Raw genomic sequence first — 24,372 nt, 5'->3', positions numbered from 1 at the left:
GTCATTCACATCGTCTTGATCAGAAGTCGAGCAGGGTCGCGCCCCAGGTGAAGCCGCCGCCCACGCCTTCGAGGATGATGCGGTGGCCGGGGCGGATGCGCCCGTCGCGCACCGCCAGGTCGAGGGCCAGCGGAATCGACGCCGCCGAGGTGTTGCCGTGCTGTTCCACGGTGGTGATGACCCGGTCCATGGACAGTCCCAGGCGCTTCGCCGTGGACTGGATGATGCGGATGTTGGCCTGGTGCGGGATCAGCCAGTCCACCTGGGCGGGCAGCGCGCCGGCCTGCTCCAGCACTTCGAGGGCCACGTCACCCAGCACCTTGACTGCGAACTTGAACACCGCCTGACCGTCCATGCGCAGGAAGGGGTCGCCGATCACCTGGCCGGCGGCCACCGTGCCCGGCACGTTGAGGATCTCGTGGTGGCTGCCGTCCGCATGCAGTGCGCTGGCGCGGATGCCGGGCACGGCACTCGCCTCCAGCACCACCGCGCCGGCGCCGTCGCCGAACAGCACGCAGGTGCCGCGGTCGGACCAGTCCAGAATGCGGGAGAACACCTCGGCACCCACCACCAGGGCGCGCTTGTGGCTGCCGGAGCGGATGAACTTCTCGGCCACCGTCAGCGCATACACGAAACCGCTGCACACCGCCTGCACGTCGAAGGCCGCGCCGCCGTTGCGGATGCCCAGCTTGGCCTGCAGCAGCGCGGCGGTGCTGGGGAAGATGAAGTCCGGCGTGGAGGTGGCGACGATGATCAGGTCGATGTCGTCGGCGCTACACCCGGCCGCTTCGATGGCCCGCTCGGAGGCGATGCGGGCCAGTTCGCTCGAACTCACGCCGGCCGGCGCCAGGTAGCGGGTGCGGATGCCGGTGCGCCCGACGATCCACTCGTCCGACGTATCCACTCCGCGCGCGACCAGATCGTCGTTGGAGACCGGTTCGCCCGGCAGATGGCTGCCGGTGCCGGCGATGCGTGCGTAGATCATGCTGTTTCCTCGTGGGCCAGGTTGGCCATGCGTTCGCCGATGCGTTCGATCAGGCGGTTGGCGGCGGCTTCGGCGGCACGATGGATGGCCTGCTCGAAAGCGTAGGCATCGGCCGAACCGTGGCTCTTGACCACCACGCCGCGCAGGCCAAGCAGGGCCGCGCCATTGTAGCGCCGGTGGTCCACCCGCTTCTTGAAGGCCTTGAGCACCGGCAGGGCGACCAGCGCCATCAGCTTCGCCAGCGGATTGCGGGTGAACTCCTGCTTGAGGATGGCGGTGAGCATCTGCGCCAGCCCCTCGGTGGTCTTCAGCGCCACGTTGCCCACGAAGCCGTCGCACACCACCACGTCGGCCGAGCCCCGGTAGATGTCTTCCACGTTGCCGCAGAAGTTCAGGTCGCTGGCGCGCAGCAGACCGAAGGCCTCCCGCACGACTTCGTTGCCCTTGATCTCTTCCTCGCCGATGTTGAGCAGGCCGACGCGGGGTCGGTCCACATGCTCCACGGCGGCCACGAGCTGGGCGCCCATGATGCCGAACTGCAGCAGGTGCTCGGCGCTGCAATCCACGTTGGCGCCCAGATCCAGCACGTAGACGCGCCCTTTCATCGACGGCAGCACGGTCGCGATGGCCGGGCGGTCGATGCCCGGCAGGGTCTTGAGTACGAAGCGCGAGATCGCCATCAGCGCACCGGTGTTGCCGGCCGAGACCGCGGCCTGGGCCTCGCCCTCCTTCACCAGGTTGATGGCGACCCGCATGGACGAATCTTTCTTGTTCTTCATGGCGACCGCCGGCGCCTCGTCCATGCCCACCACCTGGGAGGCAGGACGGATGCGCAGGCGCTCGCCGAAGCGTGCGGCGGCGTCGCCCACGGCCGGGCCGAGCACATCGGGCTGGCCGACCAGAACGACACGGGCGTCAGTGTGGCTGCGCAGGAAGGCCAGCGCGGCCGGCACGGTCACGCTCGGTCCGTGATCGCCACCCATGCAGTCGATTGCAACTGTGACACCCATCGGGTTTTCGTGTGGCATCGAACTCAAAATTCAGGACGAAAAAACGGCGCATGCGCCCGGGGCGCTGCGCCGCCTTGTATGCGAGGACGGATTCTTATTCGCCCTTGACCTTGACGACTTTCTTGCCGCGGTAGAAACCGTTCGGGCTGATGTGGTGGCGCAGGTGCACCTCGCCGGTGGTGGCTTCGACGGCCAGCGGCGGGTTGGTCAGAAAGTCGTGCGCACGGTGCATGCCACGCTTGGACGGGGACTTCTTGTTTTGCTGAACGGCCATGAATTGCTCCTAAACAATATCGTGCCTAGCGCGGGCCGGCTCCGGCCTTGAGACCGGCCAGCACCGCAAAAGGCGATTTCTTCGAGTCTCCGCCCTCGGGGCGCGGGACATCACATTCATCGTGTCGCGGGGCGATGGGCAGGGCGAGCAGAATCTCGTCCTCCAGCAGCGCCACCACATCCATGTCGGCCGCGGCCTCGATGGCATCCTGTTCGTCGTCTTCCAGCTCCTCCTCGGGAATCTCCTGCCCGACCGGCACCAGCAACAGCCGGGAGGACAGCGCCAGCGGCCAATCCAGTCCGCCCAGGCAGCGCTGGCAGCGCAGCCGCAGCGTCCCGTTGGCGGCCAGCAGCAGGCGCGGCTTGCGATCCTCGCCCGCCTGGCCCGTCAATTCCCACGCCACCGAGCCGGAAGCGTCGAACAACTGGTCTGCCAGCCGCCCGAGCCTGCCCACTGCCACCTGACCGCGCAACACGCGTGCATCCCGCGCGAACCTGATCGGGTCGGCAATGACGACCGGGGTGGAGCCTTCTTGCGACATAAGGGGCGCATGATATTATTTTTGGCTTCCCCTGTCAAAGCAGCCGCTTACCCCGTTCGGACGAGCTTCTGCCCGCCTTCGACTCCGCTCCCGTCCCGATGAAGATCGTCCTCGCCTCCACCTCGGCCTACCGCCGCATGCTGCTCGAACGCTTCGGCATCACCTTCGAAACCGACCGTCCGGAGGTGGACGAAGCCCCCCTCCCCGGCGAAACCCCACCCCAGACCGCGGAACGGCTGGCGGTGGAAAAGGCCCGCGCGGTCGCCGCGCGCCATCCCGATGCGCTGGTGATCGGCAGCGACCAGGTCGCCCACCTGGGCAGCGAGGTGTTCGGCAAGCCGGGCACGGTGGAGCGCGCCGTGGCCCAGTTGCAGCGCATGAGCGGCCGTACGGTGGTCTTCCACACGGCCCTGGCGGTCATCAACACCGCCACCGGCCGGGTGCATTGCGAAGGCGTACCCACCACGGTGCGCTTCCGGGAACTATCCGACGCCGAGATCGTGCGCTATGTGGACAAGGAGCGCCCGCTCGACTGTGCCGGCAGCGCCAAGTCGGAGGGGCTGGGCATCACGTTGCTCGATGCCCTGTCCGGCGATGATCCCACGGCGCTCGTCGGCCTGCCGCTGATCGCCCTGTCGCGCATGCTGCGCGCCGAGGGCGTCGAACTGCCTTGAACGACGACGTGACGCGCGGCGCGCTCTACCTGGTGCCGGTGAGCCTGGGCAACGCGCCCTGGGAGCATTTCCTGCCCCAGCAGGTGCAGCGGATCGCCGCCGGACTGCGCCACTTCGTGGTCGAGAACGCCAAGACCGCGCGCGCCCAGCTCAAGCTACTGGATTTCCCCGCCGCCCTGCGCGACACGGACATCCGCGAGCTGCCGCGGGAAGAGAGCCCCGCTGCCCTCGACGCCCTGCTCGCCCCTGCCCTCGGAGGCCACGACATGGGCCTGATGTCGGAAGCCGGCTGCCCCGCGGTGGCCGACCCCGGCGCCCGCCTGGTCGCCCGCGCCCACGCCCTGGGCATCCGCGTGGTGCCGCTGGTGGGCCCCTCCTCCATCCTGCTGGCGCTGATGGCTTCCGGGCTCAACGGCCAGAGTTTCGCCTTCCACGGCTATCTGCCGGTCGCCGAAGCCGAACGCGACGCCCGCCTGCGCGCGCTGGAAGACGAATCGCGCCGCCAGCAGTGCACACAGATCTTCATCGAGACGCCCTACCGCAACGACCGCATGCTGGACGCCCTGCTGCGCGTGTGCCGTGCCGAGACCCGGCTGTGCGTGGCGCGGGACCTGACCACCGCGGACGAATGGGTGGCGAGCCGCAGCATCGCCCAGTGGCGCAAGGCGCCGCACCCGGAGCTGGCGCGCCATCCGGCGCTGTTCCTGTTGCTGGCCTGAGTCAGGCTTCCTCGCGCACGAACACCGCGCCGTCACGTTCGAACACCTCCACCGCCTGCAGGCGCGCGCCCTTGCACGGCCCCATTGCACAGCGGCCGTCGCGCACGTCGTAGTGCGCGCCATGGGCGGCACAGATCAGGTAGTGGCCGGTGAGATCGAAAAAGCGTCCCAGCTCCCAGTCGAGCTCCACCGGCACATGGGCGCAGCGGTTCAGATAGGCGTACACCCGGCCGCAGTAGCGCACCGCGAAGGCCGGCTCGCACGCCCCGTGGCGGGCGACCTCGAAGCGCACGCCGTCGCCGCCGTCGGCCAGGGCGGCCGATGTGCAGATCAGGCGTTCTCGCGCAGCCACGCGGACAGGGCCTGGGGCGTGTCCAGGCAGGCGAGCGGCTGCTCGGCTTCCAGCACCGCGCGCGGATGGGCGCCGAAGCTTACCGCCAGTCCGGCCACGCCGGCGTTCTTCGCCATCTGCAGGTCATGGGTGGTGTCGCCCACCATCAGCGCCTGCGCCCGCAACACGCCCAGTTCGTCCAGCAGTTGTTCCAGCATGGCCGGATGCGGCTTGGAGAAGCATTCGTCGGCGCAGCGCGTGGCGTGGAAGAACGGCCCCAGCCCGGAATGTTCCAGCGCGCGGTTGAGTCCCACCCGGCTCTTGCCGGTGGCCACCGCCAGCATGCGCCCCCGCGCGGCGAGGGATTCCACCATCTCGAAGGCGCCGGGGAACAGCGCCAGTTCCTGATCGCGCGCAAGGTAATGATGGCGGTAGCGCTCCACCATGCGCGGGTAGTCGCTTTCCGGCAGTTCGGGCACGGCGTGGCGCAGCGCGTCGGCGAGCCCCAGGCCGATGACGTGGCGCGCGCGCGACTCCGGCGGCTCGGGCAGCCCCAGGTCGCGGCAGGCGGCAAGAATGGCGGCGACGATGGCGCCGGCCGAATCGAGCAGCGTGCCATCCCAATCGAAGACGATGAGTTCGAAGCGTTGTTCAGCCATGTTCCGGGGCATCCTCGGCGTCCAGATGATCGATGAATTGCTGCAACTCGTCCGGCAGCGGCGAGCTCAGGGCGATCTCCTCGCCCGTGAGCGGATGACGGAAGCGCAGGCTGGCCGCATGCAGGAACATGCGCTTCAGCCCCTCTCCTTCCAGTTGCTTGTTGAGGGCGAAGTCCCCGTACTTGTCGTCGCCGGCAAGGGGGAAACCCAAGTGGGTCAGATGCACCCTGATCTGATGGGTGCGGCCGGTTTTCAGTTCCACTTCCAGCAGGCTGAAGCGCCGCCAGCGCCGCAGCAGGCGCACGATGCTGTGGGAGGGCTTGCCCTCCTCGCTCACCCGCACCCGGCGCTCGCCCTCGGGCGTCAGGTACTTGTAGAGGGGCAGCTTCACATGCTGCAGCGGGTTGTTCCAGCGTCCGGCCACTAGCACCAGGTAACGCTTTTCCATGCGACCTTCGCGCATCATGTCGTGCAGCGTGATGAGGGCGGAACGCTTCTTGGCCACGATCAGCAGACCGGAGGTCTCCCGGTCCAGCCGGTGGGCGAGTTCCAGCATGCGCGCCTCGGGGCGCTGGCTGCGCAACTGCTCGATGACGCCGTAGCTCACCCCGCTGCCGCCGTGCACGGCCTTGCCGGCGGGCTTGTCCACCACCACCAGGGCGTCGTCCTCCCACACTACTGGCAAGGGCTTGCCGGCCGGCGCCGGGGCGCTGGCCATGCGCTCGGCGACGCGGATGGGCGGGATGCGCACCTCGTCGCCCTCGGCCAGGCGGTAGGTCTGCTGCACGCGGCGGCCGTTTACCCGCACCTCGCCTCCGCGCAGGATGCGGTAGATGTGGCTCTTGGGCACGCCCTTGGCGATGCGCATCAGCCAGTTGTCGATACGCTGGCCGGCCGACGCCTCGTCGATCCGCTCGTGCCGCACCGCAATCGCTTTGCCTTGTATCGTCATCCTGAAATATACTTGCCGCTCGGCTTGTTCCGGTTGCGTCGACGCCCCTGCTGCATGAACAGCGCAGGCGGTCGGACGACGATGAGCCCTACAGGTGAGCTCCCGAACTTCCGAAGCGCCGCGTCGGCGCCCAAAAAGGCGTCGATGTTAGCGCAAACCGCAATCTTCGACACACTCCAGCTTCACCGCTGGACCTTGACGCGTCACTCACACGCAGGAATCAAATGTTCCCGCGCGGCGGCCCGCACAGCGGCTGCGCCGGGGGAACAAGAGAATATCGACCAGCCGACCCATCACAGCCTGAACCCAGACGGATGCAAGTAGCCCTACCCAACCGCTCCTGATCCCGTAAAGCGCGATGGTGCGCGCCGTTCGTCCTGCCCGTGGGTGCTTCGCGGGAGAACGATCAAAAATGAAGCGCATGCTTTTCAATGCGACGCAGGCCGAGGAACTGCGCGTCGCAATCGTGGATGGTCAGAAACTGATCGACCTCGATATCGAATCGGCCGCCAAGGAACAACGCAAGAGCAACATCTACAAGGCGGTCATCACCCGCCTCGAGCCCAGCCTCGAAGCCGCCTTCGTGGATTACGGCGCCGAGCGCCACGGCTTCCTGCCGTTCAAGGAAATCGCCCGCAGCTACTACCAGCCCGGTGCCGACGCCAAGTCCAGCATCAAGGAAGCGCTGCGCGAAGGCCAGGAACTCATCGTCCAGGTGGAGAAGGACGAGCGCGGCAACAAGGGCGCCGCGCTGACCACCTACATCTCGCTGGCCGGCCGCTACCTGGTGCTGATGCCCAACAACCCCCGCGGCGGCGGCGTGTCGCGCCGGGTGGAAGGCGACGAGCGCGCCGAACTGCGCGAGGTCATGGACCAGCTCGAAGTGCCCAACGGCATGAGCCTGATCGCCCGCACCGCGGCCATCGGCCGCAGCGCCGAGGAACTGCAGTGGGACCTCAACTACCTGCTGCAACTGTGGCGCGCCATCGACGGCGCCGCCCAGCAGCAGGCCGGCGCCTTCCTGATCTACCAGGAAGGCAGCCTGGTGATCCGCGCCATCCGCGACTACTTCCAGCCCGACATCGGCGAAATCCTCATCGACACCGACGACGTCTTCGAGCAGGCGCGCCAGTTCATGGCGCACGTGATGCCGAACAACGTCAATCGCGTCAAGCGCTACAACGACGACGTGCCGCTGTTCTCGCGCTTCCAGATCGAGCACCAGATCGAGTCCGCCTACTCGCGCCAGGTGAACCTGCCCTCCGGCGGCGCGGTGGTCATCGACCACACCGAGGCCCTGGTGTCCATCGACGTGAACTCCGGCCGCGCCACCAAGGGTGCGGACATCGAGGAAACCGCCTTCCGCACCAACCTGGAAGCGGCCGACGAAATCGCCCGCCAACTGCGCCTGCGCGACCTGGGCGGCCTGATCGTCATCGACTTCATCGACATGGAGTCGCAGAAGAACCAGCGCGAGGTGGAAAACCGCCTGCGCGACGCCCTGCGCCACGACCGCGCCCGCGTGCAGACCGGCAAGATCAGCCGCTTCGGCCTGCTGGAACTCTCGCGCCAGCGCCTGCGCCCGGCGCTCGCCGAAACCAGCTACATCCCCTGCCCGCGCTGCAACGGCACCGGCCACATCCGCAGCACGGAATCGTCGGCCCTGCACATCCTGCGCATCCTCGAAGAGGAAGCGATGAAGGAGAACACCGGCGCCGTACACCTGCAGGTGCCGGTGGACGTGGGCACCTTCCTGCTCAACGAGAAGCGGGTGGACATCGCGCGCATCGAGATGCGCCACAAGATCCAGCTCATCATCGTCCCCAACCGTCACCTGGAGACGCCGCAGCACGAGATCATCCGCCTGCGCCACGACCAGCTCAACGCCGAGGACATCGCCCTGGCGAGCTACCAGATGGCGTCCAAGCCTGAAGAAGCGAGCGAGCGTCTGCCGGCCAAGCCGGGCGAAGGCAAGCCGGCCCGCCCGGAAGCCGCGGTCAAGGGCATTTCGCCCGAACAGCCGGCGCCCACCGTGGAACCCCGCCCCGCCGCCGCGGCGCCGCGCGCCGAAGCGGCGCAGGTCGGCCTGTTCGGCCGCCTGATGTCCTGGCTGCGCGGCGAACGCACGTCGGCCGCCGCAGCGCAGCCGGCCGCCCCGGCCACGCCCAAGCGCGAAACCCGCGGGCGCGGCGACAACCGCCGCGGCAGCCGCAACGGCCGGCGCGAAGGCCAGCGCGGCGAGCGCGAGGAAACTGCTGCCGGCCGTCCGGTCCGTGCCGAAAAGGCCGAACAGGCCGAACGCGAGAAGCCCCAGCGTCCGGAGCGCGCGGAACGGGGTGAGCGCGCCGAGCGCGGTGAACGTGCCGAAGGCAGCGGCCGCGGCCGCCAGGGCCGCGGCGGACGCGGTCAGCCGCGCAGTTCCGAAGCCGTCGCCGAGAAGGCCGCCGAGCTGCCGGTCATCGAAGCAGCCGACGTCGCCGCCGCCGCAGCCGTCGGTGCTGCCGCCGAAGTGGCCGGTGCACCGGCTGCCGAGGAAAACGGCGGTGAGAAGCGCCGCCGCCGCAGTCGCGGGCGCCGCGACCGTCGCGGCAACGGCGAACAGGCCCAGCTTGCCGCCGGCGAAGCCCCGGTGAACGAGGAAGGTGAACAGGCTGGCGCGCTGGTCGTTGCTGAGGCCGAGAGTGCTGCCACGCTCGCCGGAGAGGCTGCCGAAACCGCCGCGGCCGAACTGCCCGTGGTGGCCGGCACGGTCGAAGCGGTCAGCCCGGTCGGCGAAGCCGCGCCGCTGCCGCTGCCGGTGAAGGAAACCGCTGCCGAAGCGGTTCCCGCCGAGACGGCTGAAGTGCCGGTCGAAGCGCCTGCGGCTGCGACCCCCGCGGTCGAAGCCGCCGCGCCGGCTGCTGCGGAAGCACCGGCCGCCGAAACCCTCGCCGCCGGCGAAGCCGTGGAAGCCGTTGCAACGGCCGAGGCCGCCGAGGCCGTGGTCGAAGCGGAAGCGCCGGTTCCCGAAACCAGCGTGGAAGCCCCCCAGGAAGCGCCGGTCCAACCCGCCGCGTTTACCGAGGCGGTGCCGGCCGACACCGAGCCCTCGCGCTCGCCGGCCGCGCCCATCGATCTGGGCGACACGCTGGAACAGAGCGGCCTGGTGATGATCGAGACCAGCCACGACAAGGCCGCCGCCTTCCAGACCCAGCCGGCCGAACCGGCGCAGCCCCTCGGCCGCCGTCCGCGCCCGGCGCAACCGCTGCCGAACGAGCCGCTGCAGCAGGTGGAGACCGCGCACAAGGACTGAGCCACGTCCTAAAGGCGGGAAAGGAGGCGGGGATGACCCGCCTCTTTTCTTGCCCGCCGCGCTACGCTTCGTGGCCGACGCTCAGCGCCGCAGGGCGAGCGCGGCAAGCAGGCCCTGCACCGCGTCCTCGCACATGTCGAGCACGGCCTCGAAACCGGCCTCGCCGCCGTAGTAGGGATCGGGCACTTCGTCGAAATCGAAGCGCTGCGCGTAGCGCATGAAGAGATCGACCTTGGGGTGGTAGACCTCGGGGCTCATTTTGAGCATAGCCTCGTAGTGGCCCCGGTCCATCGCCAGCAGCAGGTCGAAGCGCTGGAAGTCGGCCGCCTCCAGGCGGCGGGCCACCAGGCGATCGAGATCGTAGCCGCGCCGCGTGGCCACCCTGCGGGCGCGCGGGTCGGGCGCTTCGCCCACGTGGTAGCCGTGCGTACCGGCCGAATCGACCTCGATCTCGCCGGCCAGCCCGGCGGCTTCGATGAAGTGCCGGGCCACACCTTCGGCGGTGGGCGATCTGCAGATGTTGCCGGTGCAGATGAACAATACCTTCATCATGAACCCCTCTCGGTCACAGGCTGCCGTGCTGGTCCGCGCCGAAGGCCTGGCGGCGCAGGCGGAACAGTTCGTCGCGGGCCGCAGCGGCCTTTTCGAATTCCAGGTTGCGGGCGTGCTCCTGCATGGCCTTTTCCAGCTTCTTGATCGCGCGGGCCAGCCCTTTTTCGTCCATCACTTCGTAGTCGGCGCCGGCTTCCGCCACCCGCGCGGCATCGCGCCTGTCGCCCTCGGCGGTGCTGTAAACGCCGTCGATGATGTCCTTGATGCGCTTGGTCACCGTCTTCGGCGTGATGCCGTTGGCCTCGTTGAAGGCGATCTGTTTGGCGCGGCGGCGTTCGGTCTCGCCGATGGCGGCCTTCATGGAGTCGGTCATCACGTCCGCGTAAAGGATGGCGGTGCCGTGGATGTGGCGCGCGGCGCGGCCTATGGTCTGGATCAGCGAGCGCACCGAACGCAGGAAGCCCTCCTTGTCCGCGTCCAGGATGGCCACCAGGGACACCTCGGGGATGTCCAGGCCCTCGCGCAACAGGTTGATGCCCACCAGCACGTCGAACTCGCCCAGGCGCAGGTCGCGGATGATCTCCACGCGCTCCACGGTGTCGATGTCCGAATGCAGGTAGCGCACGCGCACGCCGTGCTCGGCCAGGTAGTCGGTGAGATCCTCGGCCATGCGCTTGGTCAGCACGGTGACCAGCACGCGCTCTTCGGCGGTGACGCGGCGGCGGATCTCGCCCAGCAGGTCGTCCACCTGGGTGATCGCCGGACGCACCTCCACCACCGGATCGGTCAACCCCGTGGGGCGCACCACCTGCTCCACCACCTGGCCCTGGTGTTCTTCCTCGTAGGCCGCCGGCGTGGCGGAGACGAAGATGGTCTGCGGCATCAGGCGCTCGAACTCGTCGAACTTGAGCGGCCGGTTGTCCAGCGCCGAGGGCAGGCGGAAGCCGTATTCCACCAGGTTGTCCTTGCGCGAGCGGTCGCCCTTGTACATCCCGCCCACCTGGGGCACGGTCACGTGGGATTCATCCACGAACAACAGCGCGTCGGACGGCAGGTAGTCGATCAGCGTCGGCGGCGGCTCGCCCGGCGCGCGGCCCGAGAGATGGCGCGAGTAGTTCTCGATGCCCTTGCAGAAGCCCATTTCGTTGAGCATCTCCAGGTCGAAGCGGGTGCGCTGCTCGATGCGCTGCGCTTCCACCAGTTTGCCTTCGCGCTGGAAGAAGGACACCCGCTGGTTGAGCTCCTCCTTGATCGCCTCGACGGCCTTCAGCACCGTGGCGCGCGGGGTCACGTAATGGCTGGACGGATAGACGGTGAAGCGCACCATCTTCTGCTTGAGGTGGCCGGTGAGCGGGTCGAACAGGGTCAGATGCTCGATCTCGTCGTCGAACAGCTCGATGCGCACCGCCAGCTCCGCGTTTTCCGACGGGAACACGTCGATCACGTCGCCGCGCACGCGGAAGGTGCCGCGGCGGAAATCCATGTCCGCGCGGGTGTACTGCATCGCCACCAGGCGGGCGATGAGGTCGCGGTGGGCGATGCGCTCGCCCTCGCGCAGGTGCAGCACCATGCTGTGGTAGTCCACCGGGTCGCCGATGCCGTAGATGCAGGACACGGTGGCCACGATCACCACGTCGCGCCGCTCCATCAGGCTCTTGGTGGCCGACAGGCGCATCTGCTCGATGTGCTCGTTGATGCTGGAATCCTTCTCGATGAAGAGGTCGCGCGAGGGCACGTAGGCTTCCGGCTGGTAGTAGTCGTAGTAGGAGACGAAGTACTCCACCGCGTTCTCGGGCAGGAACTCCTTGAACTCCGAGTACAACTGCGCGGCCAGCGTCTTGTTGGGCGCCAGCACCAGGGCCGGCCGGCCGCACTGGGCGATGACGTTGGCCATGGTGTAGGTCTTGCCCGAGCCGGTCACGCCGAGCAGGGTCTGGAACATCAGGCCGTCCTGCAGCCCCTCCGCCAGTTGCGCGATCGCCACGGGCTGGTCGCCCGCCGGCGGGAACGGCTGGTGCAGGCGGAACGGGCTGCCCTCGAAGGTGATCACGCGGGCGCTGTCGGGGTTCGTCATGCTAGAATTTTCACTTTGTTTTCGGGTGCCTGCCGCAGGGTTTCCGGCGCGGTGGCAAACGAGGATTATTGATCATTTTGCGTGCCAAGGCACGGCATAGGGACCGCCCAAACGCAGTCCGGTTCGCCCGTCCGGCAGCACGCCCCACCCCTGACTGGAGCCGACATGCCCGCCTCGATCTTCGCCGCCGTCGAAATGGCACCCCGTGACCCGATCCTTGGCCTGAACGAGGCCTTCGCCGCCGACACCCGCGCCGAAAAGGTGAACCTGGGCGTCGGCGTGTACTACGACGACAACGGCAAGATCCCGCTGCTGGCCGCCGTGCGCGCCGCCGAGAAGGCCCGCCTGGAAGCCCAGCCGCCGCGCGGCTACCAGCCCATCGAAGGGCTGGCCGCGTACAACGGCGCGGTGCAGAACCTGCTGTTCGGCAAGGATTCCGCCCTCATCGCCAACGGCCAGGTCATCACCGTCGAGGCCCTGGGCGGCACCGGCGCGCTGAAGGTGGGCGCCGACTACCTGAAGCGCCTGCTGCCGGGCGCCACCGTGTACATCTCCGATCCGAGCTGGGAAAACCACCGCGCCCTGTTCGAATCCGCCGGCTTCCCGGTGGAAACCTACCCCTACTACGACGCCGCCACCCGCGGCGTGAACTTCGCCGGACTGAAGGCCAGGCTGGAATCGCTCGCCCCCGGCTCCGTCGTCGTGCTGCACGCCTGCTGCCACAATCCCACCGGCGCCGACCTCTCCGACGCCCAGTGGAACGAGGTGGTCGACGCCTGCCGCTCCCGCGGCCTGGTGCCCTTCCTGGACATGGCCTACCAGGGCTTCGCCGACGGCATAGCCGCCGACGCCGTGGCGGTGCGCGCCTTCTCCACCAGCGGCCTGCAGTTCTTCGTCTCCAGCTCCTTCTCCAAGAGTTTCTCCCTGTACGGCGAGCGTGTCGGGGCACTCTCCATCGTCACTGCCGGCAAGGACGAATCGGCGCGCGTGCTGTCGCAGGTCAAGCGCGTGGTCCGCACCAACTATTCCAACCCGCCGACCCACGGCGGCGCCGTCGTCGCCGCGGTGCTGAACTCCCCCGAACTGCGCCAGCAGTGGGAAGACGAACTGGCCGGCATGCGCGAGCGCATCCGCGCCATGCGCACCGGCCTGGTGGAGCAACTCAAAGCCGCAGGCGTGGCTCAGGACTTCTCCTTCGTCATCAAGCAGCGCGGCATGTTCTCCTACACCGGGCTGACCGCCGCCCAAGTGGAGAAGCTGAAGAGCGACTTCGGCATCTACGCCGTGTCCACCGGCCGCATCTGCCTGGCCGCGCTGAACTCGAAGAACATCGGCTACGTGGCCAAGGCGATTGCCGCAGTGGTCAAGGTCTGAAACCCGTCCGCAGGGCGGCGGCAAGCAGGAAAAAACGCCGCCCTCGCCTTGACGCCATACCGCGCCTTGCCTAGAATGCGCGGCTCTGTTCCTCGATAGCTCAGTCGGTAGAGCGCCGGACTGTTAATCCGTAGGTCCCTGGTTCGAGCCCAGGTCGGGGAGCCAAAGAATTCAGAAAAACCGCCGTCACGGCGGTTTTCAGCAAGCCTCCGATATGGTTTGCATCAAGCGTTTATTCCCCGATAGCTCAGTCGGTAGAGCGACGGACTGTTAATCCGCAGGTCCCTGGTTCGAGCCCAGGTCGGGGAGCCAGATCACGAAAGCCGGTCACTCGACCGGCTTTCGTGCGTTTACGCTCAGCCTCTCACCGGCGGGCGCGCCAGCTTGCGCTGCAGGGTGCGGCGGTGCATGTCGAGCGCGCGCGCGGTGGCCGATACGTTGCCGCCGTGTTCGGTCAGCACGCGCTGGATGTGCTCCCATTCGAGCCGGTCCACGGACAGCGGGCGCGTGTCGATCTCGTCCTCGACGACCAGTTCGGCGGCCTGCAGTGCCTTGACGATGGCCTCCACTTCGGCCGGCTTGGCCAGATACTGCACCGCCCCCAGCTTCACCGCATTGACCGCGGTGGCGATGCTGGCATAGCCAGTCAGCACCAGGATGCGCGCATGGGGGTTGATGCCCAGCAGCGGCGCGATCAGCTTGAGGCCGGATTCGCCGTCCAGGTTGAGGTCGAGCACGACGAACTCCGGTTCGTGCGCGTCGGCAAGCTGCAGGGCCTCGGCCTGGCTGTGGGCGCTGAACACGGCGAAGCCGCGCTGGGTCAGCGCGCGCGACAGCACGCGGTTGAACACCGCGTCGTCGTCGATGACGAGCAGATGGGGACGGGTTTCGTTCATGAGCGGATACGCTCCAGCGGCACACTCAGGCGGGCGATCGTACCACCACCCGCGCGCGGCAGCAGCGCCAGCGTGCCGCCCAGGCGGGCGAGCGCGGCATGGGCGAGGAAGAGGCCGATGCCCATGCCGTCCTCGTGCGCGCCCAGCGGGGCGCGCCCCAGTTCGGCCTGCAGCGCCGGCGCGATGCCGGGGCCGCGGTCGCGCACCTCGACGCGCAACGCGCCATCGGCCAGCCCGGCCTCGATCTCCACCGCCCCCGGGCTGGCGTCGGCGGCGTTGTTGATCAGCGTGTGCAGGGCTTCGCCCAGCGTCGCGTCGGCAACGATGCGCTCTCCGGCCAGACTCTCCGCGCAGGTCAGGCGGGCCGGCACGTGCGGGCGCAAGGCCTGCCAGCGGTCGACCACGGTGCGCATCCAGTCGTCGGCCGGCAGCGCGCCGCCGCCTTCGGCGCGCAAGGCCCCGGCGTCGGCGGTGAGCCCGCCGAGGATGCGCTTGCAGTGTTCGATCTGCGCGCGCATCAGTTCGAGGTCCTCACGCATGGCACCCGGTGGCGCGCTGCGTGCCAGTTCGTCGGCCAGGATGCGCAGCGTGCCCAGCGGCGTGCCCAGCTTGTGGGCGGCGCCGGCGGCGAGGTTGGCCAGCGCGAGGATCTGCTCGTCGCGCGCCTGCGCCTCGCGCGCCGCGGCCAGCTCGCGTTCGCGCCGGCGCAGAGCGGCGGTGGCGCGGGCCACGAACCACACCACCACCAGCGCCGAAAGGGCGAAGGTGATCCACATGCCGGTCAGGTGCCAGTGCATCGCATCCGCGGTGGCGCGGAAGGCTATGGGCCGGTTCACGTGCCACAGCAGCGAATAGGCCGCCACCGCCAGCGCCGCCAGCAGCCAGCCCTGGAACGCGGGCAGGATGGCCGCGCCGATCGCTACCAGGGGCAGGAACAGGGAGATGAGCGGATTGGTGGCGCCGCCGCTCAGGTAGAGGAACACGCTCCAGCCCGCAATATCCACCGCGAGATGGGTGAACAGCGCCCATGGGCCGGGCGGAGCCGGCCGCCCGGCCAGCCAGGCCAGTGTCCCCAGATTGCAGCCGGCCAGCACCACGGCCACCGCCAGCATGCGCGCCTGCGGCAATTCCACGCCGAGCAGCGGCGGCAGCGCCAGCGTGGCGGCCGCCATGGCAGCCACCGACAGCCAGCGCAACACCAGCAGGCGGGCGATCTGGCTGCGGCCGTGCCTGTGCGCGGGCGGAGGCGGGGCGGAAGGCGGATGCGGCATGGGCGCCATTATGCGCAGCACCCCGCCTCTCCGCGAGGCCGAACACCCCCGTTCCGGTGAGTTTCCCGTTCTTGTCGTAAATCAAGGCTTCCCCATGTTGGGTTGGATAGAGTCCATCTGCGACAAATCGTCGCAGCGTCAAATTGACGCAGGCGCGAGCCCCGGACCCGACTTCGGGCCGTGCCGGGACGATCACCGATCACCACTGTAGAAAGGGAGCGCAAAGCCATGAAGCACGATCACACCAACAACATGCTCGACGCCCAGCCCGATCCCGGTCGACGCAAGTTCCTGAACACCGCCGCCTTCGCCGGCCTGGCCGGCGCTGGCCTGTCGGTGGGCCTGTCCGCCTGCAAGCAGGAGCAGGCCGCCGCACCCGCACCGGCTCCCGCTGCCGGAAGCGTGACTGCCGCCAAGGCCGGCGGCAGCAAGTACCACCTCGCCCCGGGTGAACTGGACACCTATTACGGCCTGTGGTCCGGCGGCCACAACGGCGACCTGCGCGTGCTGGGCCTGCCCTCGGGCCGCGAACTGCACCGCATTCCGTGCTTCGTGCCGGATGCCCTGGTCGGCTGGGGCATCACCAACGAGTCCAAGGCCATCATGGGCACCAAGCCCGACGGCAGCCTGAAATACACCGTGGGCGACACCCACCACGTGCACGGCTCGTACAAGGACGGCAACTACGACGGCCGCTACGCCTGGATCAACGACAAGATCAACAGCCGCATCGCGCGCATCCGCCTGGATTACTTCGTCTGCGACAAGATCACCGAGATCCCGAACATCCAGGGCTTCCACGGCATCTTCCCGGACAAGCGCGATCCGGTCGATCCCGCCATCAACTACACCACCCGCGTTTTCGCCGGCGCCGAGTTCCACATTCCGCTGCCCAACGACGGCCGCGACGCGGACAACCCGGAAAAGTACCGCTCGCTGTTCACCTGCGTGGATGCCGAGACCATGGCGGTACGCTGGCAGGTACTGATCGACGGCAACTGCGACCTCACCGCGACCTCCTACGACGGCAAGCTGGCCGCCACCAACCAGTACAACATCGAGGGCGGCTACCACTATGAAGGCATGATGTCGTCCGAGCGCGACGCGTGCCTGTTCTTCAACATCGCGCGCATCGAGCAGGCGGTGAAGGACGGCAAGTTCGCCACCTATGGCGACTCCAAGGTGCCGGTGGTCGATGGCACCCGCGCGGCCAACGCGGACCCGGCCACGGCGCTCACCGCCTACGTTTCCGTGCCGAAGAACCCCCACGGCGTCAACGCCAGCCCGGACGGCAAGTACTTCATCTGCGCCGGCAAACTGTCGCCCACCGCCTCGGTGATCGAACTGGCCAAGGTGCTGGACTGGTTCGACGGCAAGCTGGACGACCCCGACAAGGCCATCGTCGCCGAAGTCGAACTGGGCCTCGGCCCCCTGCACACCGCCTTCGACGGCCGCGGCAACGCCTACACCACGCTGTTCCTGGACAGCCAGGTGGTCAAGTGGAACGTGGATGCGGCGATCAAGTTCCATAACGGCGACACCAGCGCGCAATACGTGGTGGACCGCCTGGACGTGCAGTACCAGCCGGGCCACCTCAACGCTTCGCAATCCGAGACGGCCTTCGCCGACGGCCAGTGGCTGTCGGTAGGGTGCAAGTTCTCCAAGGACCGCTACCTGCCGGTCGGCCCGCTGCACCCCGAGAACGAGCAACTGGTGGACATCTCCGGCGACAAGATGCACCTGTTCGCCGACCACCCGGTACGCCCGGAGCCGCACGACTTCATCATCTTCAAGCGCGAACTGCTCCAGCCCAAGCAGGTGTACTCGCTGGACGACTTCCCGCTGGCGGTGAAGGACCCGAAGGAAGGCGGCGTGTTCCGCAACGGCAACAAGGTCACGGTGAAGATCACCTCCCAGGCGCCGGCCTTCGATCCGCGCGAGTTCAAGGTCAAGCGTGGCGACGAGGTGACCATCATCCTGACCAACCTGGACAAGATCGAGGACCTCACCCACGGCTTCGCCGTGCCCAAGTACAACATCAACTTCATCGTCAATCCGCAGGAAACCGCGTCGGTCACCTTCAAGGCCGACAAGCCGGGCGTGTACTGGTACTACTGCAGCCACTTCTGCCACGCCCTGCACCTGGAAATGCGCGGCCGGATGATCGTGGAAGCCTGAACGGGCACCGCCATCCAATCCGCTGCGTCACCTGGCACCCGGCCGGGGCTCGCGCCCCGGCCAGTGCAAGCCGCTCCGCAAGGAGCGGGTCGATCGGGTGATCTCTTCGAGGGGCCCCGCGCCCCTCGCTTTTTTTCCGTCTGCCGGGCGTATCCTGAATCCCGCAAACCCGCAGCACACGATGCCGGCCGGGCGGAATTGATCGGGAACAAGTACAGCCCCGGCACCCGCTTCTAGAGTTGCCCCAAAAAAAGCGCGCAGCCGCCCCGGCGCGCAAGCCTTCACACCCCGATGCTGCAAGACGATCCGAAAATGAACATGCCAGCCCCCCTGAGAAAACTGCTCACCGGAGCAGCGCTGGCGCTGTGTTCCGCCCTCGCCCTGGCGGACGCCTACAACGCCGAACTGCCCGCGGAGCTCAACACCGCCCCCGACCTGTGCCGCCTTGCCCCCTGTACGGAAGTGCTGCCGGGCGCCACCGAATTCTCCGAACGCAAGGGCCGCCCCTTCTACGTCGAAGGCTACGCGCACAAGGACGGCCAGCGCGAGCTGGTAGGCTACGTGATGCTGTCCACCGACATCACCGACATCCCCGCCTATTCCGGCAAGCCGGTGATCACGCTGATCGGCATGGACAGCACCGGCCGCTTCGCCGGCGTGAAGATACTCAAACACTCCGAACCCATCCTGCTGCTGGGCATCCCCGAGTCCGCGCTGGTGAAGTTCAACGACCAGTACCTGGGCAAGTTCGTCGGCGACAAGATAGAGATCGGCCGCACCCGCCCGGAAGAGGAAATCATCGGCCTGGACGCCATCTCCGGCGCCACCGTCACGGTGATCGCCCAGAACCAGGTGATGATGACCTCCGGCACCGCCGTGGCGCGCCAGGTCGGCATCCTGGAGCCGGTGGTGCGCGAACCGGCGCGCTTCATCGAGACCGGCAGGACGCCGGACTGGGCCGCGCTGGTGAAGGAAGGCAGCGTGCAGCGCCTCACGGTGCGCCCCGAGGACGTCGGCCTGCCGCGCAATGGCGAACCCTTCATCGAACTGTGGTTCGGCTATCTCAACCAGCCCGACGTGGGCCGAGCCCTGCTGGGCGACGTTCCCTGGCGCAAGTTGATGGAGCGCCTGGGCGAGAACGAGCACGCGCTCTTCGTGATCCGCAGCGGCGGCAAGGAATCCTTCAAGGGTTCGGGCTTCGTGCGCGGCGGTATCTACGACCGCGTGCAGATCCGCCAGGGCGCGGACACCTTCACCTTCCGCGACCTGGACTACCTCAACCTGTACGGCCTGGCCGCCGCTGGTGCGCCGGCCTACGACGAATCGGCCATCTTCATCGTCCGCCCGGAACACCAGGCCGCGAGCTTTTCGGCGGCCTGGCCGTGGAAGTTTGCCTTTCTCGGCAACCGCGTGGACCGCGCCACCGGCCAGCGCAGCTTCGCCAGCTTCGATACGGAATACTGGCTGCCCGCCCACTACCTGCAAGGCGGACGCCCCCACATCGAACAGCCGGTGCCGCCCTGGCTGCGCGTATGGCAGACCCGGGCGCTGGAAATCGCCCTTTTCGCCGCGCTGCTGGTGGCCGTGGGTATCGTGTATGCCAACCGCGACCGCCTGACCCGCGCCTCGACCCACCTCAACAAGTGGCCGGTGAACGCCTTCAAGTACAGTGCCTGGCTGATCAGCATCGGCTACGTGGGCTTCCACTTGATGGCGCAGCCGTCCATCACCCAGGTGCTCACCTGGTTCCACGCCCTGCTGTTCCAGTGGAAGTGGGAGCTCTTCCTCACCGACCCCTTCATCTTCCTGTTCTGGATCTTCATCATCGTCACCGTCTTCCTGTGGGGGCGTGGGCTGTTCTGCGGCTGGCTGTGTCCCTTCGGCTCGCTGTCCGAACTGCTTTACAAGCTGGGCGGCGCCATCGGCCTGAAACGCTTCCAGTTCAAACTGAGCAAGCCCCTGCACGACAGGCTGAAGTGGGTGAAGTACGCGGTGTTCGCCGGCCTGCTGGGCGTGTCGGTGTTCTCTATGACGCTGGCCGAGATGCTGGCGGAGGTGGAGCCCTTCAAGACCACCTTCCTGGTCGGCCTGCTCAACCGCAGTTGGCCCTACACGCTGTTCGCCGCCGGGCTGCTGGGGCTGTCCGTGTTCATCGAGCGCCCGTTCTGCAAGTACCTGTGCCCGCTGGGCGCCTCGCTCGCCATGCCCAGCACCTTCCGCTGGTTCGGTCTCAGGCGCAAGCAGGAATGCGACACCTGCAAGGCCTGCGCCAAGGGCTGCGGGTCGTTGGCCATCGACAAGGACGGCCGCATCGACCAGCGTGAATGCCTGCTCTGCCTGGACTGCATGGTGCTCTACACTGACGGGCACGGCTGCCCGCCGCTGGCCCAGGAACGCAAGCGCCGCACCAAGGCGGGCCTGCCGCTCACGCCCATCGGCGCAGACGGCTACTACATCCCGATCAAGCCGGTCCCGGCGAAGACGCCGGCCACCGTTTGAGGAAAATAAGGAGAATCCCATGGTCAACCCGACGATGCCCACCGACCCGGTGGAACCACCCTACGCCGGCCACGGCGCCCTGGGCCTGATCGCCGCCGAAGTCTGGGACCACCTGTGGCCCTGGAGCCGCACCGGTTTCGCCCGCCAGAGGACGCTTCAGGCCGCCGGCCTGGCGCTGGCCGCCGGCGCCACGGTGATGTGGGTCCTCGCCGCCCTCGGCCGGCTGGATGCGGGTGCCGTCATCGGCTGGTGGTTCGGCTGGAGCGTGTTCGAAGTCATCGTGCGCCTCGGCTCCAAGCCCTACGTCAAGGAAGGCCCCTGGTGGGGCCGGCGCTACCGCAAGGCCACGCTCATGGACATGGTGTGCTACGTGGGCTTCAAGAACCTGCTGATCGGCGCGACGCTGTTCATCGCGCTCAAGTCCACCGGCGCCCTGGTGCTCTGAGGCGGGGCGCCGCCATGACGCCGCTTCCAGGCAGGTCCGTCCTGCTTCATCTGCTGCTCGCCTGCCTGCCGTCCCTCGCGGCGGCGGCGACGCTGCAGGTGCAGCCGGGCGATTCCATCCAGGCCGCCATCGAGCGCGCCGCCCCCGGCGACGTCATCGAGATCCACCGCGGACGCTACGTGGAGAACCTGCTCGTGGGCAAGACGCTCACCCTGCGTGGGCTAGACCGCCCCACGGTCAGCGGCGGGCTCAAGGGCGACACCATCCGCGTCACCGCCGAGGACGTGACCGTCGAAGGGCTGATCGTCACCGATTCCGGCGACAGCCTGCGCGAGCAGAACGCCGGCATCTACATCCGGCCCGGTGCGCACCGCGCCGTGGTGCGCCACTGCGACCTCACCTACAACCTGTTCGGCCTGTGGGTGGAGCAGGCCGACGACGTGCTCATCGAAAACAACGTGATCACCGGCAAGCGGGAATACCGCTCGCCCATGCGCGGCAACGGCATCCAGCTCTACAACACGCGCCGGGCGCGGGTGTTTGGCAACAACGTGAGCTTCGTGCGCGACGCGCTCTACGTGGACGTCACCCACGACGCCATCTTCCGCGGCAACAGGCTGCACCACAGCCGCTACGGCACCCACTACATGAACTCCTACCGCAACCTGTGGGAGGACAACGACGTGTGGATGAACCGGGGCGGCCTGGCGCTGATGGAGGTGCGCGACCAGGTGGTGCGCAACAACCGCGTGTGGGCCAATTCCGACCACGGCATCATGCTGCGCACCATCCAGGACGCGGTGGTGGAGAACAACGTCGTCGCCGGCAACTCGCGCGGCTTCTTCATCTACGATGCCGAATACAACACCCTGCGCGGCAATCTGATCACCGACAACGTGGTCGGCGTGCACCTGTGGGCCGGCTCCAAGAACAACGCCGTGGAGCACAACGACTTCATCGCCAACCGCGAGCAGGTACGCTACGTGGGCGCGCGCGACATGGTGTGGGGCGAAAAATCCGGCAACCACTGGAGCAACTACCTGGGCTGGGACCGCAACGGCGACGGACGGGGCGACGTGCCCTACGAAGCCAACGACCTGGTGGACCGCCTGTCCTGGCGCCACCCGCTGGTGAAGCTGCTGCTCGCCAGCCCCGCGGTGCAGACCCTGCGCCTGGTCGGCCAGCAATTCCCCCTGCTGCGTGCCCCCAGCGTGGTGGACCCGAACCCGCGCATGCAACCGAATGACGACAACTGGAGAAACTGGCGTGGAAAGCACTACCCCGGCAGCCGCTGAGGCCCTCGGCCAGGCCGCCGCCCGCCCGCCCCGCGACGCGGTGATCGAGGCGCGCGGCGCGGCCCGCCACTACGGCGCGGTGCGCGCGGTGGACGGCGTCGACCTGGCGGTGGCGCGCGGCGAGGTCTTCGGCCTCATCGGCCACAACGGTGCCGGCAAGAGCACGCTGTTCAGGATGATGCTGGGCCTGGTGCCGCCAAGCGCCGGCGAGATCCGCATAGCCGGCGCCGCCGTGGGCGGGCGCGACTTCCGCGCGGTGCGGCGCCGGATCGGCTATCTGCCGGAAAACGTCGTGCTCTACGACAACCTCACCGGGCTGGAAACGCTGCACTTCTTCGCCCGCCTCAAGGGCGTGCCGGCCGCGGGCTGCGGCGCGCTGCTGGACCGCGTCGGGCTGACCCATGCCGCCGCCCGCCGCGTCCGAGAATACTCCAAGGGCATGCGCCAGCGCCTGGGCTTCGCCCAGGCCCTGCTCGGCCGCCCGCAGATCCTCTTCCTCGACGAGCCGACCACCGGCCTCGATCCGGAAGCCATCCGCGAGTTCTACCTGATCCTGCGCGGCCTGCGGGCCGAGGGCGTGACCGTGGTCATCACCTCCCACATCCTGGCCGAGATCCAGGAGCGGGTGGACCGCCTGGCCATCATGGCCGCCGGCAGGGTGCAAGCGCTCGGCACGGTGCAGGAACTGCGCGAACAGATGGACCTGCCCCTGTGGTTCGAGGTGCGCGTGGCCGACGCCGACTTCGCCGCCGTGCGCGATGCGCTGGGCAGCCTGCCGGTGGCCGCCATCGAGGCCCGCGACGGCCACGTGGCGGTGCAGGTGCGGCGCGAGGCTAAGATGGCGGTGTTCGCCGCCCTCGCCACGCTGGGCGACCGGGTGCTGGACCTCTCGGTGCGCGAACCGTCGCTGGAAGACGTGTTCTTCGGTTTTTCGGACTGACGGGGGCAGACACCATGGAAATCTCGCAAGTCGCCACCATCGCCGGCAAGGAATTCTGGGACCGCATCCGCAACCGCTGGGTGCTGGCCGTGGCGCTGGTGTTCACCGTGTTCGCGCTGGTCATCGCCTACTTCGGCGCCGCCCAGCAGGGCGCGGTGGGCTTCCGCTCCATCGAGCTCACCATCGCCAGCCTGGTCAGCCTGGTGATCTACCTGATTCCGCTCATCGCCCTGCTGCTGGGCTTCGACGCCATCGTCGGCGAGCGCGAGCGGGGTTCGCTCGATCTCCTGCTGTCCATGCCCATCACCCGCTTCGAACTCATCCTCGGCAAGTACCTGGGGCTCGCCGCCGCCCTCACCTTCTCCACCGTGGCCGGCTTCGGCCTGGTGGCGCTGGTGCTGGCGCGCCAGATCGATCTGGCCGCGCTGGTGCACTACTTCGGCTTCATGGTGAGCTCGGTGCTGCTGGGCATGGCCTTCCTCAGCCTCGCGGTGATGCTGTCGGTGTTCGCCGCCGACCGCACCCGCGCCTCGGGGCTGGCCATCGCGCTGTGGTTCTTCTTCGTGCTGGTGTTCGACCTGCTACTGCTGGGCGCTCTCGTGTTCTCGGGCGGACAGGCCGGCGGCGAGGTGCTGCCCTGGCTGCTGCTGCTCAACCCGGCCGACGTGTTCCGCATCCTCAACATCTTCGGCATGGACGACGTGCGCACCCTGTACGGGCTGGCCACGGTATTCCCGCCGGCACTGGCCGAGCCCTGGCTGCTCACGCTGGTCATGCTGGGCTGGATCGCCGCCCCCCTGGGCGTGGCGAGCTGGCGCTTCCGCAAATAGAGACCGGCGACCAGCCGGCACCCCTCAGGAGAAAACCCATGTGTACCCATCACCACTGCATCAACCGCCGGCGCCTGCTGCTGGCCGGCGCCGCCTCCGGCCTGCTGGCCGCCTGCGGACGCTCGCCGGAGGGCGGCGGCGCGCTGGTGCCGGTCGAGATCGACCGCAGCACCTCGTGCGCGCTGGACGGCATGCTGCTCGCCGACTACCCCGGCCCCAAGGCGCAGATCCACTACGAGGGCCGCGCCGAGCCCGACTTCTTCTGCGACACGGTGGAGATGTTCTCCATCTACCTGAATCCCGAGCAGGTGCGCGCCGTGCGCGGCCTGTACGTGCAGGACATGGGCAAGGCGAACTGGGACGCGCCGGAGGGGCACTGGATCGACGCCCACGGCGCCTGGTACGTGGCCGGTTCGCGCCGCCACGGCTCCATGGGGCCGACCATCGCCTCCTTCGCCGAGGAGGCCGACGCGCGCAGGTTCGCCACGGAATTCGGCGGCAAGGTGCTGCGCTTCGCCGAGGTCACGCCGGACATGGTGGTGCTGGACGGCGGCGCCCTCCACGACCAGAGGATGTGAGCC

At 68.2% G+C, this 24,372-nt stretch carries 22 protein-coding genes and 2 tRNA genes; 13 read left to right on the top strand and 11 right to left on the bottom strand.

Translation table 11 applies throughout. The annotated features are described in order from the left end of the window. Positions 1-19: 19 nt before the first annotated feature. The 4 genes from E6O51_RS11620 to E6O51_RS11605 all read right to left on the bottom strand — a co-directional run bounded on the left by E6O51_RS11620 (position 20) and on the right by E6O51_RS11605 (position 2,810). Complete coding sequence (locus E6O51_RS11620; RefSeq protein WP_136385152.1) at positions 20-985, bottom strand: beta-ketoacyl-ACP synthase III; 966 nt, start codon at positions 983-985, stop codon at positions 20-22. Further along, on the bottom strand, positions 982-1,995 hold the full coding sequence (gene plsX / locus E6O51_RS11615; protein ID WP_136385151.1) for a phosphate acyltransferase PlsX: 1,014 nt from the start codon (positions 1,993-1,995) through the stop codon (positions 982-984). The genes E6O51_RS11620 and plsX overlap by 4 nt, the downstream gene beginning before the upstream one ends. A 94-nt stretch (positions 1,996-2,089) precedes the next feature. Then, the gene (gene rpmF, locus E6O51_RS11610) at positions 2,090-2,269 is read right to left on the bottom strand and encodes a 50S ribosomal protein L32 (RefSeq protein WP_136385150.1); all 180 of its coding nucleotides are present in this window, start codon (positions 2,267-2,269) and stop codon (positions 2,090-2,092) included. A 25-nt stretch (positions 2,270-2,294) separates the two neighbouring features. Further along, positions 2,295-2,810, bottom strand: a complete 516-nt coding sequence (locus tag E6O51_RS11605) for a YceD family protein (RefSeq protein ID WP_136385149.1) — start codon at positions 2,808-2,810, stop codon at positions 2,295-2,297. A gap of 98 nt (positions 2,811-2,908) precedes the next feature. Between E6O51_RS11605 and E6O51_RS11600 the strand changes: the two genes are divergently transcribed. After that, a complete protein-coding gene (locus E6O51_RS11600; protein ID WP_136385148.1) occupies positions 2,909-3,484 on the top strand; it encodes a Maf family protein in 576 nt (191 codons plus the stop codon). Then, on the top strand, positions 3,481-4,203 hold the full coding sequence (locus E6O51_RS11595) for an SAM-dependent methyltransferase (protein ID WP_230976771.1): 723 nt from the start codon (positions 3,481-3,483) through the stop codon (positions 4,201-4,203). The genes E6O51_RS11600 and E6O51_RS11595 overlap by 4 nt, the downstream gene beginning before the upstream one ends. A 1-nt stretch (position 4,204) precedes the next feature. On the opposite strand, the gene E6O51_RS11590 is transcribed toward E6O51_RS11595, so the two are convergent. The 3 genes from E6O51_RS11590 to E6O51_RS11580 are packed head-to-tail and all read right to left on the bottom strand — an operon-like array spanning position 4,205 to position 6,145. Further along, the gene (locus tag E6O51_RS11590; protein WP_136385147.1) at positions 4,205-4,555 is read right to left on the bottom strand and encodes a Rieske (2Fe-2S) protein; all 351 of its coding nucleotides are present in this window, start codon (positions 4,553-4,555) and stop codon (positions 4,205-4,207) included. Continuing rightward, a complete protein-coding gene (locus E6O51_RS11585) occupies positions 4,534-5,193 on the bottom strand; it encodes an HAD-IA family hydrolase (protein WP_136385146.1) in 660 nt (219 codons plus the stop codon). The genes E6O51_RS11590 and E6O51_RS11585 overlap by 22 nt, the downstream gene beginning before the upstream one ends. After that, entirely contained in the window at positions 5,186-6,145 is a 960-nt protein-coding gene (locus E6O51_RS11580) for an RluA family pseudouridine synthase (RefSeq protein ID WP_136385145.1), read from the bottom strand. The genes E6O51_RS11585 and E6O51_RS11580 overlap by 8 nt, the downstream gene beginning before the upstream one ends. Positions 6,146-6,557: 412 nt before the next feature. Between E6O51_RS11580 and E6O51_RS11575 the strand changes: the two genes are divergently transcribed. After that, on the top strand, positions 6,558-9,437 hold the full coding sequence (locus E6O51_RS11575; RefSeq protein WP_136385144.1) for an Rne/Rng family ribonuclease: 2,880 nt from the start codon (positions 6,558-6,560) through the stop codon (positions 9,435-9,437). A gap of 81 nt (positions 9,438-9,518) precedes the next feature. Here the strand turns inward: E6O51_RS11575 and E6O51_RS11570 are convergent, their stop codons facing one another. Together E6O51_RS11570 and uvrB are read right to left on the bottom strand one after the other, a co-directional pair. Then, positions 9,519-9,989, bottom strand: coding sequence for a low molecular weight protein-tyrosine-phosphatase (locus E6O51_RS11570; RefSeq protein WP_136385143.1), 471 nt, complete (start codon positions 9,987-9,989; stop codon positions 9,519-9,521). A gap of 13 nt (positions 9,990-10,002) precedes the next feature. Continuing rightward, on the bottom strand, positions 10,003-12,063 hold the full coding sequence (gene uvrB / locus E6O51_RS11565; protein ID WP_136385142.1) for an excinuclease ABC subunit UvrB: 2,061 nt from the start codon (positions 12,061-12,063) through the stop codon (positions 10,003-10,005). Positions 12,064-12,228: 165 nt separating this feature from the next. Here uvrB and E6O51_RS11560 point away from each other — a divergent pair, with 165 nt between their 5' ends. The 3 genes from E6O51_RS11560 (at position 12,229) to E6O51_RS11550 (ending at position 13,749) form a co-directional block, all read left to right on the top strand. After that, positions 12,229-13,437, top strand: coding sequence for an amino acid aminotransferase (locus E6O51_RS11560; protein ID WP_136385141.1), 1,209 nt, complete (start codon positions 12,229-12,231; stop codon positions 13,435-13,437). Between the two features lie 89 nt (positions 13,438-13,526). Further along, a tRNA-Asn gene (locus E6O51_RS11555) sits at positions 13,527-13,602 on the top strand. Between the two features lie 71 nt (positions 13,603-13,673). Next, positions 13,674-13,749, top strand: a tRNA-Asn gene (locus E6O51_RS11550). Positions 13,750-13,793: 44 nt separating this feature from the next. On the opposite strand, the gene E6O51_RS11545 is transcribed toward E6O51_RS11550, so the two are convergent. Together E6O51_RS11545 and E6O51_RS11540 are read right to left on the bottom strand one after the other, a co-directional pair. Further along, positions 13,794-14,333 carry a response regulator transcription factor gene (locus tag E6O51_RS11545; RefSeq protein WP_136385140.1) on the bottom strand — a complete coding sequence of 180 codons (540 nt, stop codon included), beginning with the start codon at positions 14,331-14,333 and terminating at the stop codon, positions 13,794-13,796. Continuing rightward, positions 14,330-15,625, bottom strand: coding sequence for an ATP-binding protein (locus tag E6O51_RS11540; RefSeq protein WP_230976770.1), 1,296 nt, complete (start codon positions 15,623-15,625; stop codon positions 14,330-14,332). The genes E6O51_RS11545 and E6O51_RS11540 overlap by 4 nt, the downstream gene beginning before the upstream one ends. A gap of 207 nt (positions 15,626-15,832) precedes the next feature. Between E6O51_RS11540 and nosZ the strand changes: the two genes are divergently transcribed. The 7 genes from nosZ (at position 15,833) to E6O51_RS11505 (ending at position 24,369) form a co-directional block, all read left to right on the top strand. Beyond that, positions 15,833-17,782 (top strand): TAT-dependent nitrous-oxide reductase, encoded by a 1,950-nt coding sequence (nosZ, locus tag E6O51_RS11535; RefSeq protein ID WP_136385139.1) that lies wholly within the window; start codon positions 15,833-15,835, stop codon positions 17,780-17,782. A gap of 312 nt (positions 17,783-18,094) precedes the next feature. Then, complete coding sequence (locus E6O51_RS11530; protein ID WP_136385138.1) at positions 18,095-20,281, top strand: NosR/NirI family protein; 2,187 nt, start codon at positions 18,095-18,097, stop codon at positions 20,279-20,281. A 19-nt stretch (positions 20,282-20,300) separates the two neighbouring features. Beyond that, positions 20,301-20,726, top strand: a complete 426-nt coding sequence (locus E6O51_RS11525; RefSeq protein WP_136385137.1) for a transcription regulator — start codon at positions 20,301-20,303, stop codon at positions 20,724-20,726. 14 nt (positions 20,727-20,740) lie between these two features. Then, positions 20,741-22,021: a nitrous oxide reductase family maturation protein NosD gene (locus tag E6O51_RS11520; RefSeq protein ID WP_136385136.1), complete on the top strand. Its 1,281-nt coding sequence runs from the start codon at positions 20,741-20,743 to the stop codon at positions 22,019-22,021. Further along, positions 21,993-22,961 carry an ABC transporter ATP-binding protein gene (locus tag E6O51_RS11515; protein ID WP_408003410.1) on the top strand — a complete coding sequence of 323 codons (969 nt, stop codon included), beginning with the start codon at positions 21,993-21,995 and terminating at the stop codon, positions 22,959-22,961. The genes E6O51_RS11520 and E6O51_RS11515 overlap by 29 nt, the downstream gene beginning before the upstream one ends. Positions 22,962-22,975: 14 nt before the next feature. Further along, positions 22,976-23,791, top strand: a complete 816-nt coding sequence (locus tag E6O51_RS11510; protein ID WP_136385134.1) for an ABC transporter permease — start codon at positions 22,976-22,978, stop codon at positions 23,789-23,791. A gap of 38 nt (positions 23,792-23,829) precedes the next feature. After that, positions 23,830-24,369: a nitrous oxide reductase accessory protein NosL gene (locus E6O51_RS11505; protein ID WP_136385133.1), complete on the top strand. Its 540-nt coding sequence runs from the start codon at positions 23,830-23,832 to the stop codon at positions 24,367-24,369. Positions 24,370-24,372: the final 3 nt, after the last annotated feature.

The organism is Pseudothauera rhizosphaerae (assembly GCF_004801305.1).
Taxonomy (GTDB): Bacteria; Pseudomonadota; Gammaproteobacteria; order Burkholderiales; family Rhodocyclaceae; genus Pseudothauera; species Pseudothauera rhizosphaerae.
The sequence above is the reverse complement of the archived record's forward strand: the minus strand, read 5'-3'. Positions and strand labels throughout refer to the sequence as shown.

Coding starts and splice junctions, on each gene's coding strand:
- E6O51_RS11620 (WP_136385152.1), bottom strand. CDS start 985: ATGATCTACGCACGCATCGCCGGCACCGGCAGCCATCTGCCGGGCGAA.
- plsX (WP_136385151.1), bottom strand. CDS start 1,995: ATGGGTGTCACAGTTGCAATCGACTGCATGGGTGGCGATCACGGACCG.
- rpmF (WP_136385150.1), bottom strand. CDS start 2,269: ATGGCCGTTCAGCAAAACAAGAAGTCCCCGTCCAAGCGTGGCATGCAC.
- E6O51_RS11605 (WP_136385149.1), bottom strand. CDS start 2,810: ATGTCGCAAGAAGGCTCCACCCCGGTCGTCATTGCCGACCCGATCAGG.
- E6O51_RS11600 (WP_136385148.1), top strand. CDS start 2,909: ATGAAGATCGTCCTCGCCTCCACCTCGGCCTACCGCCGCATGCTGCTC.
- E6O51_RS11585 (WP_136385146.1), bottom strand. CDS start 5,193: ATGGCTGAACAACGCTTCGAACTCATCGTCTTCGATTGGGATGGCACG.
- E6O51_RS11580 (WP_136385145.1), bottom strand. CDS start 6,145: ATGACGATACAAGGCAAAGCGATTGCGGTGCGGCACGAGCGGATCGAC.
- E6O51_RS11575 (WP_136385144.1), top strand. CDS start 6,558: ATGAAGCGCATGCTTTTCAATGCGACGCAGGCCGAGGAACTGCGCGTC.
- E6O51_RS11570 (WP_136385143.1), bottom strand. CDS start 9,989: ATGATGAAGGTATTGTTCATCTGCACCGGCAACATCTGCAGATCGCCC.
- uvrB (WP_136385142.1), bottom strand. CDS start 12,063: ATGACGAACCCCGACAGCGCCCGCGTGATCACCTTCGAGGGCAGCCCG.
- E6O51_RS11560 (WP_136385141.1), top strand. CDS start 12,229: ATGCCCGCCTCGATCTTCGCCGCCGTCGAAATGGCACCCCGTGACCCG.
- E6O51_RS11545 (WP_136385140.1), bottom strand. CDS start 14,333: ATGAACGAAACCCGTCCCCATCTGCTCGTCATCGACGACGACGCGGTG.
- nosZ (WP_136385139.1), top strand. CDS start 15,833: ATGAAGCACGATCACACCAACAACATGCTCGACGCCCAGCCCGATCCC.
- E6O51_RS11530 (WP_136385138.1), top strand. CDS start 18,095: ATGAACATGCCAGCCCCCCTGAGAAAACTGCTCACCGGAGCAGCGCTG.
- E6O51_RS11525 (WP_136385137.1), top strand. CDS start 20,301: ATGGTCAACCCGACGATGCCCACCGACCCGGTGGAACCACCCTACGCC.
- E6O51_RS11520 (WP_136385136.1), top strand. CDS start 20,741: ATGACGCCGCTTCCAGGCAGGTCCGTCCTGCTTCATCTGCTGCTCGCC.
- E6O51_RS11510 (WP_136385134.1), top strand. CDS start 22,976: ATGGAAATCTCGCAAGTCGCCACCATCGCCGGCAAGGAATTCTGGGAC.
- E6O51_RS11505 (WP_136385133.1), top strand. CDS start 23,830: ATGTGTACCCATCACCACTGCATCAACCGCCGGCGCCTGCTGCTGGCC.